This is a genomic window from Marinoscillum sp. 108, assembly GCF_902506655.1.
GTDB classification, from domain to species: Bacteria; Bacteroidota; Bacteroidia; order Cytophagales; family Cyclobacteriaceae; genus Marinoscillum; species Marinoscillum luteum.
On record NZ_LR734808.1, the window covers coordinates 3,434,991 to 3,450,626 of the forward strand.

At 46.6% G+C, this 15,636-nt stretch carries 9 protein-coding genes; 6 read left to right on the top strand and 3 right to left on the bottom strand.

What is annotated here, in order from left to right; all coding sequences use genetic code 11:
• Window positions 1–66: 66 nt before the first annotated feature.
• Both GV030_RS13990 and GV030_RS13995 read left to right on the top strand, forming a co-directional pair.
• Window positions 67–3,384, top strand: coding sequence for a VCBS repeat-containing protein (locus tag GV030_RS13990; protein ID WP_159583065.1), 3,318 nt, complete (start codon window positions 67–69; stop codon window positions 3,382–3,384).
• 67 nt (window positions 3,385–3,451) lie between these two features.
• On the top strand, window positions 3,452–7,003 hold the full coding sequence (locus GV030_RS13995; RefSeq protein ID WP_159583067.1) for a CRTAC1 family protein: 3,552 nt from the start codon (window positions 3,452–3,454) through the stop codon (window positions 7,001–7,003).
• Between the two features lie 3 nt (window positions 7,004–7,006).
• On the opposite strand, the gene GV030_RS14000 is transcribed toward GV030_RS13995, so the two are convergent.
• Window positions 7,007–7,684 carry an SDR family NAD(P)-dependent oxidoreductase gene (locus GV030_RS14000; RefSeq protein WP_159583069.1) on the bottom strand — a complete coding sequence of 226 codons (678 nt, stop codon included), beginning with the start codon at window positions 7,682–7,684 and terminating at the stop codon, window positions 7,007–7,009.
• Window positions 7,685–7,724: 40 nt separating this feature from the next.
• On the opposite strand from GV030_RS14000, the gene GV030_RS14005 reads away from it, so the two are divergent.
• Entirely contained in the window at window positions 7,725–8,066 is a 342-nt protein-coding gene (locus GV030_RS14005) for an MGMT family protein (RefSeq protein ID WP_159583071.1), read from the top strand.
• A 31-nt stretch (window positions 8,067–8,097) separates the two neighbouring features.
• Here GV030_RS14005 and GV030_RS14010 read toward each other — a convergent pair whose 3' ends face one another.
• The gene (locus tag GV030_RS14010; RefSeq protein ID WP_159583073.1) at window positions 8,098–9,537 is read right to left on the bottom strand and encodes a sodium:solute symporter; all 1,440 of its coding nucleotides are present in this window, start codon (window positions 9,535–9,537) and stop codon (window positions 8,098–8,100) included.
• A gap of 86 nt (window positions 9,538–9,623) precedes the next feature.
• Between GV030_RS14010 and GV030_RS14015 the strand changes: the two genes are divergently transcribed.
• From GV030_RS14015 to GV030_RS14025, 3 genes are all read left to right on the top strand, one after another.
• Window positions 9,624–9,905, top strand: a complete 282-nt coding sequence (locus tag GV030_RS14015) for an ATP-dependent Clp protease adaptor ClpS (RefSeq protein WP_159583818.1) — start codon at window positions 9,624–9,626, stop codon at window positions 9,903–9,905.
• Entirely contained in the window at window positions 9,905–10,516 is a 612-nt protein-coding gene (recR, locus tag GV030_RS14020) for a recombination mediator RecR (RefSeq protein WP_159583820.1), read from the top strand. The genes GV030_RS14015 and recR overlap by 1 nt, the downstream gene beginning before the upstream one ends.
• Window positions 10,517–10,640: 124 nt before the next feature.
• A complete protein-coding gene (locus tag GV030_RS14025; RefSeq protein WP_159583075.1) occupies window positions 10,641–12,539 on the top strand; it encodes an ATP-binding protein in 1,899 nt (632 codons plus the stop codon).
• On the opposite strand, the gene GV030_RS14030 is transcribed toward GV030_RS14025, so the two are convergent.
• Window positions 12,536–15,439: a triple tyrosine motif-containing protein gene (locus GV030_RS14030; protein ID WP_159583077.1), complete on the bottom strand. Its 2,904-nt coding sequence runs from the start codon at window positions 15,437–15,439 to the stop codon at window positions 12,536–12,538. The two genes, GV030_RS14025 and GV030_RS14030, sit on opposite strands and share 4 nt — an antisense overlap.
• Between the last annotated feature and the right edge of the window lie 197 nt (window positions 15,440–15,636).

A 15,636-nucleotide genomic window follows, 5' to 3' on the forward strand; every position in this document is an offset into this window, starting at 1 on the left:
CCTTTTGTTTTACACTTTTCTGTCCTAAGGATTACCTGAGTTGGAATACAGACTAAATTAAGTTAAATGACCTGCACAAAATTTTTTACCTCACCTCTGATTGTATTGTCACTTTTGGTGATGGCCTGTGAGCCAAATTCTTTAGATCAGGGTCTCCTCTTCAAGGAAATGTCAATTGATCAGACGGGAGTTTCTTTTGTCAATGAGGTACGGGATCAGGAAGACTTCAATATTTTCAATTACCGGAATTTCTACAACGGAGGAGGAGTGGCTATCGGGGATTTGAATAATGACGGATGGCCGGATATTTACTTTACTGCGAATATGGCAGCCAACAAACTCTACCTCAACACAGGGAACTGGAGTTTTGAAGATATTACGGAGAAGGCCGGTGTGCAAGGCACCAGAAGTTGGAGCACGGGCGTCACCATGGCCGATGTAAACGGAGATGGTTGGCTGGATATTTATGTGTGCAACTCCGGAGACCTGGAAGGCTCCAATAAAACGAATGAATTATTTATCAATCAGGGCGACCTCACCTTTGTAGAATCGGCTGCTGTCTTTGGCCTGGATGATCATGGGTACTCTACACACGCTTCATTTTTTGATTTTGACGGGGATGGTGACCTTGATTGTTATTTGCTGAACAATAGCTTCAAATCGATCGACAGGGTGGAGCTTTTCACCCAGCGCAGAGAGTTGCGGGATACCCTTGGGGGTGATAAGCTTCTCAGAAATGACAATGGTCTATTTACAGACATCAGTGCAGAAGCCGGTATCTATGGAGGAGCAGTGGGCTTTGGACTTGGAGTGTCCGTCAGTGATCTGAACGGCGACATGCGGCCCGACCTCTACATTGCCAATGATTTTTGGGAAAGGGATTACCTCTATCTCAACGTGGGGGATGGTACCTTTTCTGAGGAGATTGTCTCCCGCACCGATGTGGTATCTGGCTCCAGTATGGGTGCAGATGTGGCTGACCTAAACAATGATGGATTTCCAGAAATATTTACTACAGAAATGCTTCCTCCGGACAATCAACGACTAAAAACCATGACCAGGTTTGACGAAACCAATGTGAAGGAGCTAAAAGTAAGAGCAGATTATCACATTCAGGTATTGCAAAATTGTCTCCATTTCAATGATGGAAATGGGAATTTTCAGGAGTTGGCCGCTTTGGCAAATACAGAGGCCAGTGACTGGAGCTGGGGTGCCCTGATCTTCGATATGGACAATGATGGCTGGAAAGACATATTTGTGAGCAATGGAATACTCCGGGACATCACCTCAATGGATTTTGCCAGCTTTGCTTCCGACAGGGAAAACATCAAAAAGATTGTTCAGAAAGAGGGAAAACTCAACGTTAACGATTTGTTGGCTTATCTGCCTTCCACCAAGATTTCGAATTACGCCTACATCAATCAGCGCAATCGCACATTTATCAACCAGGCGGACTCACTTGGCTTGGGGATCCCCTCATTTAGCAATGGCTCGGCATATGCCGATCTGGACAATGACGGAGACCTGGACCTGATAGTGAACAACATCAATGCACCTGCCTCCATTTATCAGAACCAGACAGATACGCTTTTCGGTCATGCCTACCTCAAAGTGAAGTTTCAAGGCCCGGAAAAGAACCCTTTTGGCATTGGAGCTCGGGTCACAGTCTATTCCGGTGACAAGCGACAAAGATTGGAGAATTTTACTTCCCGGGGATTTCAGAGCTCCGTGGAGCCGGTAGTTAATTTTGGTTTGGGGTCCCTTCAGCGGTTGGATTCATTGGAGGTCGTTTGGCCAGACCTGAAAAGACAAACCTTACGAGACCTTGTCGTGAATACGGTACTCACGCTGAGTTACCCGGATGCGGATGACACGTTCCGACAGACCGAGCCAGGTGCTCAGTCTCTTTACAGCGAAGTAACACAGACCACTTTGGAGGGTAATTACCGACATAAGGAGAATGATTTTAATGACTTCAACCATGAGCGTCTGCTTCCCAGAAAGCTATCTACTCAGGGACCAAGGGTGATCGAGGGAGATGTTGATGGAGATGGGAAAGATGACTTCATACTCCTCGGGGCATTTGGAGATCCCGATAAGGTCTTCTTACAAGAATCCAACGGCCGGTTCAAGCAGAAGCCACAAGGGTCTTTACTCAGAGATTCCATTTTTGAGAGTACCTGCGGAGTATTGTTTGATTTAGATCAGGATGGTGATCTGGACCTCCTGATAGGCTCTGGAGGGAATGAATTTAACCGTGGACTTGACGCACATGTGCTGAGGTACTACGATAACAATGGGCATGGGGTGTTCAATCGATCAGTAGAAAGAGCCCCGCGGGCCATTGGTAATTTTTCATGTATTCTGGCGGAAGACTTTGATCAGGATGGGGATCAGGATTTGTTTGTTGGGGGGCGTGTGATCCCGGGTAATTATGGACTAATTCCCAGAAGTTTTCTGTTCCGAAATGATAACGGTCTTTGGACCAACGTGGAGCCTCAGAGTTTGGGTGGAGCTGGCATGGTGACCGATGCTGTTTGGAGTGACTTCAATGGAGATGATCGCAAAGACCTGATCGTGGTGGGAGAGTGGCTACCCGTGTCTGTTTACCTCAATAATGGCCAGGGGCTTGAGGAGGCTTATGCCATTCCAGGGACCAACGGCTGGTGGAACCGCATAGAGGCCGTAGACCTGGATTGTGATGGTATGGATGATTATGTATTGGGCAACTGGGGGCTGAATACCAAGTTTAAGGCCAGCATAGAAAAGCCGTTGACTATGTATGTGAATGATTTTGACAAAAATGGAAAGTCGGAGTTTATCCTCAACTGGTACCCACAGGTTGAAGACCAATCATATCCTTTTGCCTCCAAAATGGACATCACGGGCCAAATACCCGGTATTAAGAAAAAGGCAGTTACTTATGAGCAGTATGCCGGCAGCACTTATGAAACGTTGTTTGATGAGCAGCAGCGGGCGGAAGCTGCGTCCTATTCGGTATCCTTACTTCAGAGTGCCGTGCTTTGGAGCAATGATGGCGATTACCAGTTGGAGGCACTTCCTCTGGAAGCACAGGTGGCGCCCATTTATGCCATCGTGGCAGATGATATGGACAATGATGGAATCAAAGATCTCTTGTTGTTGGGCAACTTTCATGGTTTAAAACCGGAAGTGGGTTTTCAGTCTGCCAATAAAGGGGTATTCCTCAAAGGCGAAGGCAATAGGGCCTTTACTTACGTGACCAATGCTCAAAGTGGTATCACGGTCAATGGAGAAGTGCGGGATGCCTCGTTGCTGGATATCGACGGGCAAAAGGCCATTTTGGTAGCCAGAAATAATCAGGAGGCTTTACTTTTTTCACGGGCTAAACGCGAAGCAGAATAGTGGATACTGGGACATCAAAAAAGTGATCAGTTGACCATTTCACCAAAATCTAAATGATCTCAATAGTATGAGAAGAACCAACCAAAAAATTCTTAATTCCTGGCTTTTCGCCACTTTTAGCTTTTTGTGCCTTGTTTCTTGTGAGGAAAAGACCGCCTTCAAGTCGCTACCAATGGACCTCACTCATGTCAATTTCAATAACGAGATCACAGAAAACGATAGCTTCAATATCCTTGACTTTGAATATGTCTACAACGGGGGAGGTGTCGCGTTGGCAGATTTTAATAATGATGGGCTTTCGGATGTGTTTTTCACCGGGAATATGGTTCCCAACAGACTCTTCCTTAATCAGGGCGGAATGACTTTTAAGGATATTACCACCAAAGCAGGTGTGGGAGCTCTGGACAAATGGAGCTCGGGAGTAGCGGTGGTAGATGTAAATGCGGATGGCTGGCTGGACATTTATGTCTGTGCTACTGTCTACTCTGACCCCAAGAAAAGGAAAAACATGCTCTTTATCCATCAGGGCCTTGAGGAAGGGATTCCGGTTTTTGAGGATCAGGCCGAGGCTTATGGATTAGCTGACAACAGTCATACTACGGTAGCCGCTTTTTTGGATTATGACAAAGATGGAGACCTGGATGTCTACCTGGCCATCAATAAGATGGACCCGATAATGATTCCCAACGTGTACAAAAAAAGCCACACAGAAGCACTGGACAGGGTGGATAAGCTTTTCAGAAATGACTGGAACGACAGCCTGAGTCATCCGGTTTTTACAGAAGTATCCAAAGAAGCTGGTATCATTTATGAAGGCTACAGCCTGGGAGTGAATGTCTCCGACATCAACGGAGATGGCTGGAGTGATATCTATGTGACCAACGATTACCTCACACAGGACCTTGTTTATATCAACAATCAGGATGGCACTTTTACCAACCGATCCAAAGCCTTTCTGCCGCATACCAGCTATTCGGCTATGGGCAATGATGTGGTAGATATCAACAATGATGGCTATCCGGATATAGTCGCCGTGGATATGCTTCCGGAGGATAACTTCCGAAAAAAGACCATGTTGATGAACAATAATTACACCGGGTACATCAACAATGAAAAATATGATTATCAATATCAATGTGTGAGAAACACTGTACAGCTTAACCAGGGCTTTAGTCCGGTCACAGGTGAGCCTACTTTCGGGGATGTGGCACTCCTTGCGGGGGTGTCATCTACAGACTGGAGCTGGGCACCTTTGGTGGCCGACTTTGACAATGATGGGTACAGGGATTTAATCATTACCAATGGCTTTCCTAAAGACATCACTGATCGGGATTTTTCAGATTATAATGTAGAAGTGGGCCGCTATGCCAAAAAATCTATGCTTTTGGCGAGAATACCCTCAGTGAAGATTCGAAATTATGCTTATCGCAATATCAACGGTGTGCAGTTTGAAGATGTCACTACTGCCTGGGGCATTAGCGAGCCGTCCTTTTCCAATGGAGCGGCTTATGGAGATTTGGACAACGACGGTGACCTTGACTATGTGGTCAATAACATCAATGATCCGGCTTCTATTTACGAGAATTTGAGTAATCGAAAAAAGGAAAGTCCTAATAACTGGATCCGAATAAGACTGAAGGGAAGAGGTCTGAACCCGGGAGGAATAGGGGCGCAACTGAAAGTTTATCATGGAGGGAACACCCTTTACTGGGACCACAGCCCATACCGCGGATACCTCTCCAGTAATGATCCTACACTGGTTTTTGGTCTCGGACAGTCTGCCAGAGTGGATTCCGTGGTGGTGTACTGGCCTACTGGTGAAGTGGAGGCCCTCTCCAACGTACCGGTCAATGAGAACATTACTTTGGACATCGAAAATGCCAAGAGGAGGCAACCAGTGAGAGAAGCAGGTTCAGTTCAATGTTTTGAGGCTCTACCAGATGACGTTGTGGCTGGATATGTTCATGAAGAAGAGGAATTCATTGACTTCAATGTACAGCCGCTTTTGCCTCACAAACTCTCTCAGTATGGGCCCGGCATGGCCGTGGGTGACGTGAATGGTGATGGGCTTGATGATGTGTACATGAGTGGTTCACGTTTCAAAAAAGGGACTTTTCTGATTCAGCAGCCTGAGGGAACTTTCATCAAGCAAGACTTGCTTCCAGAGATAAACAATAAAACCAAAGGGGAAGAATTGGGCACCTTACTGTTTGATGCGGATTTGGATGGTGATCTTGACCTCTACCTGGTCCATGGCAGCTATGAGCTGACACCTGAGGACTCCAGCTATCAGGATCGGTTTTACGAGAACCGCGATGGACGGTTTGTTTTGAATAGGGGAGCGTTGCCGCCATTTTTGGTGAGTGGGTCATGTGTGAGGGCTGCCGATTATGATCAGGATGGAGATTTGGATTTATTCATCGGAGGCAGGCAAGTGCCACTGCATTATCCGCTGCCAGCGAGTAGTTATTTTCTTAGGAATGAATCAGATAAGGAGCATATAGAATTCGTCATTGACGAGGAGGCCTCGGCGCTGATGGAAGATTTTGGGATGGTGACGGATGCCCTATGGACCGATTTCAACAATGATGGGAGCGCCGATCTGATCCTTGCTGGGGAATGGATGCCCATTAGTTTTTTACAAAACACAAAGGGAACCTTCCGCAATGTGACCGCTACCTCTGGTGTGGGTGAAAACGTGGGCTGGTGGAACAGCCTCAGTGCCGGAGATTTTGATGGAGATGGAGATGTAGATTATGTGGCTGGAAATCTGGGACTCAATACCATCAATAGGGCATCTACAGAAACGCCAATTGGCATCTATGCTTCAGATTTTGATCACAATGAAGGGCTGGATGCAGTGCCGACAGTTTTTCTTCCGGATGAGCAGGGGAAGCTTAAGGAGTTTCCGTTTTTTGGACGCGGAGATATGATCAAGCAAATGACCAAAATAAAGGCGGATTTCAGGATGCATGCAGATTTTGCCAGGGCGGGTATTACAGATATTTTTTCGACGGAGCAGTTGTCGGGGGCTACTGCATATCATGCTACCTACATGGAGTCTGCCTATATAGAAAACCTGGGTGATGGACGCTTTGCCATGACTCCACTGCCGCTGGAGTGCCAGGTGGCGCCCGTTTATGGTATGATCTCCGCGGATTTCAATAATGATGGAAATCTGGACGTACTGATGGTGGGCAACGACTATGGCAACGAAGTGCTGCAGGGGCGGTATGACGCCTTCAAAGGGTTACTCGTGGTTGGAACTGGCGACGGCACTTTTAGGCCAACGGGCATGGAGCAGAGTGGCGTCTATGTGCCGGAGGATGCCAAAAGCCTGACGTATGTCATCAACAGTGAGGAAGACACGAAGATACTGGCCGCCCAGAACATGGGGCCTTTAAAAGCTTTTTCGGTGGCTATCAGTGGGCAACAGGTCATTACTTTGAAACCTACGGATGCCCGGGTGGAGTACCTTGATGCCTCAGGGAGCAAGCGTATCCAGGAGGTGTACTATGGGCACACCTACCTGTCGCAGGGATCCAGAAAAGTGCTCCTACCTGCTACCGCCAGTCAGGTGAGGGTCACCACCTTTTCCGGCGATCAGCGTGGCTTATAGCGTTTAGGAGTTGTTGTAGATTTTGAGCACCGTGTCACGGAGTACATTCGCTTTGTCTGAAATAAGAAAAGCAATGTTCTCGGCGATTTCCTCGGGCTTCACCCAGTTGTCAAAATTGGCATCCGGCATGCCTTCCCGGTTTGGAGGGGTATCTATGATGCTCGGGATAATAACAGATGCCTGAATATTCTTGTTGTTTTTATCCTCATTGATGATTTCTGCAAGCTTGATGACAGCACTTTTGGAGATGGCATAGGGCAGCACAGCTGCGCCACCCCCTTCCACAGCGGGTTTGGCTCCTACGAAGATCAGTTTGCCGCCCGTCGCCTCGTTCATCCAGTTGATAGCGTTTTGAGCGGAGTGAAACGCCGTGAAATAATTGAGTGTGAGCATTTTCATCATGTCTGCACTACTGGCCTCTTGGATGTTGCCCATGGCAAAACCACCCACCAGCATGATCACGGCATCCATCTTTTGGTATTTTTTCGTGAGGGTTTGGAAAAAGGCTTGTGTTGCTTTTTCATCGGTGAGATCACATTCGTAAAAGTCCACACCATTTTCAGGTGCCCGATGGCCAGGCACTATGGTCCCGATCACTGAATAGCCCTCCGAGATCAATTTTTTCGAAACAGCACTGCCAAGATTTCCTGCTGCTCCCGTGATTAATACATTTTTGCTCATAACTTTCAGGTTTTTAATGTTGTCTTCAGTCCACTAAGTTATGGAAGATTCTAAATCCAATTTCTTTGGAGATGTATATGAGGTCGTAAAACTGATCCCCAGAGGTCGGGTGACTTCCTATGGCGCCATTGCCAATTACCTGGGCGTGAAGGGCAGCGCCCGCATGGTAGGCTGGGCGATGAATCAGGCACATGGAAATCACTCCGTGCCAGCCCATAGAGTGGTTAATCGTGCAGGTTCACTCACCGGGAAGCATTTTTTTAGCGGGGGTCCGGAGGCCATGCAGCAGCTATTGGAGGCTGAAGGAATCGTGGTGAAGGATGACAAAATCATTGATTTCAAATCCATCTTTTGGGATCCAGCTACGGAGCTAGGGCTTTAGACCTGGCACCTTTTGAGGATGACGGGTGTTGTTAGCCTTTTTTCCTGATTAGGAGCAGTCCGATAAATGTGAGTAGTCCGTTCAAAATCAGGATTTCGAAACCAAACTTATAACCACCAAGCCAGGACTCTGAATTGATATTGATGATGTAAGAAATGACTGGGGAGAGCAAACAAATCACTGGCACCAACTCATCTCGAAGGTCATATTTGGTGAAAATGCCAAGCGCAAAAAGTCCCAGTAGCGGACCGTAGGTATACCCGGCAGCCACAAAAACCGCCGTGATCACACTTTGGTCATTGATGGCCTGAAAGACCAGGATCACCAGAAACAAGACAAAGGAGAAGCCCAGGTGAACCAGCTTTCTAAGGGTCTTCTTTTGACGGTAATTCTTGGGTGAAAACCCTAAAAAGTCCACACAAAAGGAGGTAGTCAGTGCCGTGAGGGCTGAGTCTGCACTGGAATAGGCTGCAGCGGTGATCCCCAATAAAAATACCACAGCCCCAAGGGTAGAGAAGTGGTTGATGGCCAGCTCAGGGAAGAGAAAGTCTGTTCTCGCGGGTATGGATACGCCAATGGCTTCTGAATATTGGAAAAGCAGCAGCCCCATGCTGAGGAAAAGAAAATTAACGATGACCAGAATGATGCAAAACCAAAACATGTTTTTTTGTGCGTCGGCAAGGCTACGGCAGGTGAGGTTTTTCTGCATCATGTCCTGATCCAGCCCGGTCATTACGATGGCTATAAAGGCTCCCGCAAAAAACTGCTTGAAGAAGTTGCGTCCGCTCTGCCACTCCCAGTTGAAAATATTGCTTCGCTCATCCTCAGCAATGTGACCAATCATTTCGCTGAAACTCCAATCAAGTTCATTGGTGACAAATACGATGCTGATGACCACCGAGGCAATCATGAAAGCGGTCTGAAGAGTATCTGTCCATACGATGGTCTTGATGCCGCCCTGAAAGGTATAGAGCCAGATAAGTACGATGGTCACCAGCACAGAAACCCAAAAGGGGAAATTGAATGCATCGAAAAAGGAGATTTGCAACACGCTGGCTACCAGAAAGAGTCTGAAGGAAGATCCGATGATCCTGCTCAGCAAAAAGAAAAAGGCTCCAGACTTATAAGACCAGAATCCAAAACGTTGCTCCAGATAGGAATAGATCGAAACCAGGTTGAGTCGGTAGTAGAGTGGCAGGAGAACTTTGGCAATGACAAAATACCCTAGCAAATACCCGATCACCACCTGGAAATAATAGAAGTTGCTGTTGCCCACCTCACCTGGCACGGAGATAAAAGTAACCCCGGATAAGGAAGCCCCAATCATGCCGAAAGCCACCAGATACCATGGTGATTGGCGGTTGGCATTGTAAAAATCACTATCTGTGGCATTTCTGGAGGTGAGCCACGAAATAACGATCAGGAGAAGGAAATAACTAAGGATAATGCCACCAACAAAGACCGGACTCATACGATTATCTGACTAAATGTGTGAAGAAAGTGCTCAAAATTGTGGCAAATAAATCACATAGACTAATTTTGCAGCTTATGGTACAGATGGAGTTCGCACCGGAAATAGAGGAATTAGTAGATGTGGAGACCGATCTTGGTCAGGGCGATATCAAAGATCTGATTGTTCACAATGACGACCACAATACCTTCGATCACGTGATCAATACCCTGATCAAAGTGTGTAAGCATGAGGTACATCAGGCAGAGCAGTGCACTTATATTATACATTTCAAAGGGAAGTGTGCAGTCAAAAAAGGATCATTCAGAGAGTTGAAGCCAATGAAAGAGGGGATCAATGATGCTGGCATTTCAGCTACTATCGAATGATGGAGTACCCTTCAAAACTCGTGGAGCAGGCAGTAGAGGAGATCTCAAAACTTCCCGGGATAGGCAAAAAGACTGCCCTCAGATTGGCCTTGCATATGCTAAAGCAGCCGCAGGCACAGACCACCAATCTTTCTGAGGCTCTGACCAACCTTAGGCAAAACATCAAATATTGCAGCACGTGTCATATCATTGCGGACACTGAAGAGTGTACCTGCAAGACCCTGTCGCGCGACACCTCAGTGATCTGTGTGGTGGAGGATACGCCTGATGTGTTGGCGATCAGAAACACCGGTCAGTATAATGGCCTTTTCCATGTGTTAGGGGGGCGAATATCTCCGATGGATGGCATTGGTCCTGACAATGTAAAGATCGATTCGCTGGTGGACAGAGTCAAAAGTGATGCTGCGGTGAAGGAAGTGGTGTTGGCTCTGAGCTCTACCATGGAGGGTGACACCACCGCATTTTACATCGCTAAAATGCTGAGAGATACGCCTGTGAAGGTATCTACGATCGCCAGGGGCATCCCTGTGGGTGGTGAATTGGAATACACCGATGAAATCACTTTGGCTCGAAGTATTTCTACCCGTACTCTTTTTTCTACCGAGAATTAGAGAGAAGGGAATAATTTAGTCCTTCTTTGATTTATTCCGTTTAACTGTGGATTATTCCTTTGTTTTTCTTCCCCAACATCCTATTTTAGATTAAGACGGATGTCCAATGGCGTAATTGATCCTTATGATTCTACTTCTGTTTTCTATTCTATTAAGCCCATTGCACATCAATCGGTCAGTTGCAGATAGCCTTGCGGTCATCGAGGATCAGTCTATCGAAAGCCGGATTCTGGAACTGAATAGACAGATAGAGGAGCATTCTGATACTCTGGCTCTCGCCAGGTATACCTTCCTACTCGGAAAGGAATACGCCAAAATGGATTTTACAGACAAAGCGCTGGAGGAACTGAACCAGTCCTTTCGCTACTATCGGGCGGCTGGAGACTCAGCAGGAATGGCTGACGTGTTAAGGCAGATTTCTTTTACTTATTCGCTGGTGCAGGAGTATGATAAGGCGCTCGACTTTATTCTGCGGGCGAGTGGCTATGCCACGGATCTCAAGCAAGTCAGGGAGATTAATCACAGGATTGGTTATGTTTATTTTAACCTAAAACAACTCGATTCAGCGGAGAAATACCTCAATATGGCTGTGGGGCAATATGCCCAAACGGGTGAGGTTGGTGCCAGTTCACTGATCAATCTGGCGGGCATCAATATTTCCAGAGCCAGGTACAGAGAAGCTTTGGCGGGTCTGCTGCAGGTAGAGCGCGAAGGCCTACAATCACTCACTCCATCCTCTCAGTATTTCGTTTTCAATTTTATCAGCGCCCTGTATCTGAAGCTGGGCAATGAAGTGATGGGTAGGCTGTATCGGAGTAAGCGTGATTCTTTGACCGTGGACCTGGCGCATTTGGAGAAGACACTGGATTTTTATGAAACCAATATTATCGCAGATACGCTGATAGGAGACTATACTGCCGCGGTGCAAAAACAGGGGAAGTATGTGGAGCAGCTCAAGTCGTACTACAAGAATAACCTCACCACCCAGTTGGCCAATTATCAGAAGCTCTTTGAGCTCCAGGAGAAGGAGATGGCCATCGACCTGCTGGAGAAGGAAAATCAGGTGTATGAGCTCAGGCAGTACGAATCCCGGTCTTACATCATCTTCCTGATTTTGGGTGTGACGATCCTGCTTTTGGTGGTGGTGATTACCTACCGCTCCCTGTCCAATAGAAACAAACTTAATCAGGAGCTACAGGTGCTCAATGCACAAATATCCTCCCAGCATGACGATCTCCAGCGAAAAAATGATCTCCTCAAGAAGATCATCAGTGACCTCAAGGGCACACAATACCAACTCATTCAGTCTGAGAAGATGGCCTCTATAGGCTCTTTTGCCTCTGGGGTAGCGCATGAGCTAAACAACCCCATGAATATACTCAGCGGTGGACTTCAGGTGATTGAAAAGAACCTCGCTGAAGTGATGAATGCCCATTCGGAAAATCAGGAGGAGCTATTGGAGGACATCAATATTATGCTGCGTGAGTCTAATTTCAGTATTTCTAAAATCAATCGGATCATTCAGGCACTGATCATTGCAACCTATACGGAGCACAAACCTAAAGTTCTGGACTTCACCGAGATTGTGGATAATGTGCTGATCGCCTTTAGCAGAATGAGTCATCCCGAGGTGAGGTTTTCCACCAAGGTGGATTCGGTGAGTTTAGAATGTTTTCCCAATCGGATTCATCATGCCCTCAAGGCGGTGTTGGAGAATGCTTTCTTTTTTGCGAAGGAGTCATCATCGGATGAAAAATGTGTGTGGGTGGTGGCCTGTCAGAAGGGGGAGAGTCTGGAAGTTCGGATTGAGAACAACGGACCTGCCATTCCCGAAGATCACCTGATCAGGATATTTGATCCATTTTACACCACCAAAGATGATGGCGTATCTCCGGGATTAGGGTTGTATTTTGCCTTTAGTGCGGTGAAAGAACACGAAGGAAGGATCGAGGCAAAAAATGAAGGCGATAGAGTGGTGTTTACCATGACACTCCCTGTTCGTATGAGTGTTGCCCAGGTTTAGGGCGACAGTTTTTCCAGAAATTCTACCATATTTTCCTCATGATCGAGACTGAGGCGTTTTCTCAGACGATACCGGGCGGTTTCAACCCCCCTGAGGGAAATATTCAGTATGGGCGCTATTTCCTTATTGGTTAGGTTCATCTTCACCAGGGCGCATAGTCTCAATTCCTTAGAGGTAAGATCAGGGAAGTAGGTTTTTAGTTCCTGAAAGAAGTCATCATGCACCCTTTCGAAGTTGGCTTCAAATACATGTATGTGTTCTTCATCATTCAGGTTGACACCAATTTTGCGTATCAGATTGCGCAGCATGTTGCGCGAGCGCTCATTTTTCGCCACTTCTTTGAGTTCTTTCAGGTCTTCACGTAGGTCCGTGAGCAGTTCACGTTTTTTGACCAGCAGCATGGTGTAGTTGGCCAGCTCCTTGCTTTTGAAGATGACATCTTCTTCGAGTATTTTCTTGTCGCGCTCTATCCTTTCTTTTTCACGCTCCAATCGCATCTGGTCCAGCTCCAGCTCCAGAACCGTTCGTTTTTTCTTTTCCTCTTCCCTGGTTTTCTCCTTCTCCACCACGATTTTCTTTTTCACCAGCTTTCTGGATCCTATCATGATTAGGAGGATCATCAAGACATATGCGCCTATGGCCCAGCGGGTCAGGTACCAGATAGGGGCAATGGTGAAGTGGTAGGAGGACTCCGATGTGGTTTCGCCAATCATACTCCTAGCTTTCACTTTGAAGGTGTATTTTCCAGGGAAAAGCTGAGAGTAGTTTTTAAATGGGTCTACGCTCCAGTCAGACCAGTCCTCGTCTATGCCTTCCAGCATGTGGCTATACTGTACCTGAGTTTGGTCTTTGAGCTTAGGAGCCGAAAATTCAAACCTGAGATCACTGGCAGAGTGAGGGATTTGCTCGGATGAACCTTTCAGCGATCGCTTGGTGCGCTCCCCGTTATATTGATAATTCACTTCTGTTATCAGCGTTTTCTTGGTGTCAGCGTGCTGCTGAAAGGAGAGGTCGTATGCGTATAATCCGGTGGTGGTTCCTATGAGTACATTGCTGGTGTTGATGGGGAGTATGCTTTCCATGCTACGGTTGAAAGTCCCCTTGAGTTCTAAGAACAGGCCCTTTTCAAGTTTTTTACTGTCTCCCTGGAAGTAACCAGCTTCGTCATCCTGTACAAACCACGTTTTGTCCTCGTATTGCAGAAGTTTTCTTACGTTCACATCGGTACCAAAGCGCTCGTTGAGTTCGGTCATCGGATCGAACTGGTTGCTGGTTTCATTGAATGTATAGACTCCCTGATTGGTGGTGAATACGATGTGATCGTTCCACCTGAATACATTGATGCTGAATGGGGAAGGCAAACCCTTTTCACGGAAGTGCTCCAGACCTACCACACGTTCGAAATTGCGATCAAATTGCAGTTTGAAGACCCCTTTGTAGCCATGACAAACCCAAAAAGTGTTTTCTTCATCACTCTGGATGATGTCCCGGCTGGACTCATTGAATCCATCTACGCGGTAGAGGAGTTCAAACTTACCATCCTCAAATCTGAGCATGTGAATACCAGTATAGGTACATACAAAATAGTGATTATCCTTCCCCTTTATGGGAATAACTTTCCACACTCCCGCCAGGCCTTCAATCTTCAGTATGTTGTTATCATCGATCACAAAAAGACCATCATTGTGACTGCAGAGTATTTGGCCATGAAGGCTCAGTAAACTCCATGCCTGCCCCTCCAGACCGGGTATTTTTCTGAACTCCATGCTTGCAAAATGAGGATTTTGGACGATCCGCTGTGAGACAAACACACCCTGATTGGTGGCGGCGTATATTTTGCCGCCTCTGATCATGGCGTCAAAGACGGAGGCATTTTCAAACAATACAGAGATGGGCGAGGAGATATTGATGCAGTCAATGCCATTGTTGAGGAGTGCCCAAATGTTACCCTCTGAACTTTCAGAGAGATTGAGGACGGTGTTGTCCTGTAGCTCCATGAAGCTCTCAGTCAGTGGTACAGGGTCTCCGTGCTCATCCAGCACCATGATTTGTGAGCTGAGGGTGCCGAGGTAGTAATGCCCGGCCGACGATTTGATGGCAGAGAGTATTTGGTTGTTAGAGTTTCCTGTGAAGTAGCTTTTGAAGAAGTGAATGTTCTTTGATCCATGGTCGATCGTATAGGAAGCACCCGATCTGGTGAAAAGGATGACTTGATTTTCTGCGGTGCCCTCCACCATGGCAACGATGGTTTCCTGATTGAATTGGGAAGGAGCAACGAGTGATTCGAAAGAAAGTGTTTGAAGATCCAGGGTTTTCACTCCTTCGCCATTGACCAGATACAGTTTGTCATTGATGACCGCAGAGTGGTAAAAGCCTGTGGAGGGGATGGTGAATGCCTTATTGTTGGAAATGGCAACCAGTCTTGACAAACTGCGAAAGACGATGTGATTCTGAACTTCGTGAATGGCCCAAATATTCTCGAGGTTTCGGTCTTCTGGGCTAAGTTGGTCTATGAGAGAATGATAGGAATATTGACCATACTCGTCACGTTCAATCCTCCCAAACTCATTGAACCCACCAGCATAGACATGTCCATCGGTGGTGTGCAGGAGACTTCTTACTGAGGAGTTGTTGGGAAGGCTTACTGTTTGCCATCTGGCCCCATCAAAAATAAGTGTGCCGTCATTGTTGCCAAAGTACATGATGCCATCGTTGTCCTGGCACATGGCCCATATTTGTGGATCCCCACTGAAGTCCTTTCGGGTATAATGGATGATCCGGGGAGTGCCTTTTATTTCTGCGCGTGCGGTAGCATTGTCATCGCTTTTTTGCCCAAAAAGGGGTGATAAGAGGATGATCAGGCAGCCAACAAGTACAATTTTCCAATCTTTTATGTGCATTTTCATTCAAAAATTAAAGGCGGAACACTCTGATAATCAGCCGAGTATCAACATGTGGCGTAGTACTGATGTACGACTGACAACTCCCGGTGTAATTATAGTGTATCAAATACTTCCAGATTGTATATCCTATAAAAGTATTTTTGAAATGAATAATTGTTAATGAAATCGATTGGATATTATGATTTCATTAATAG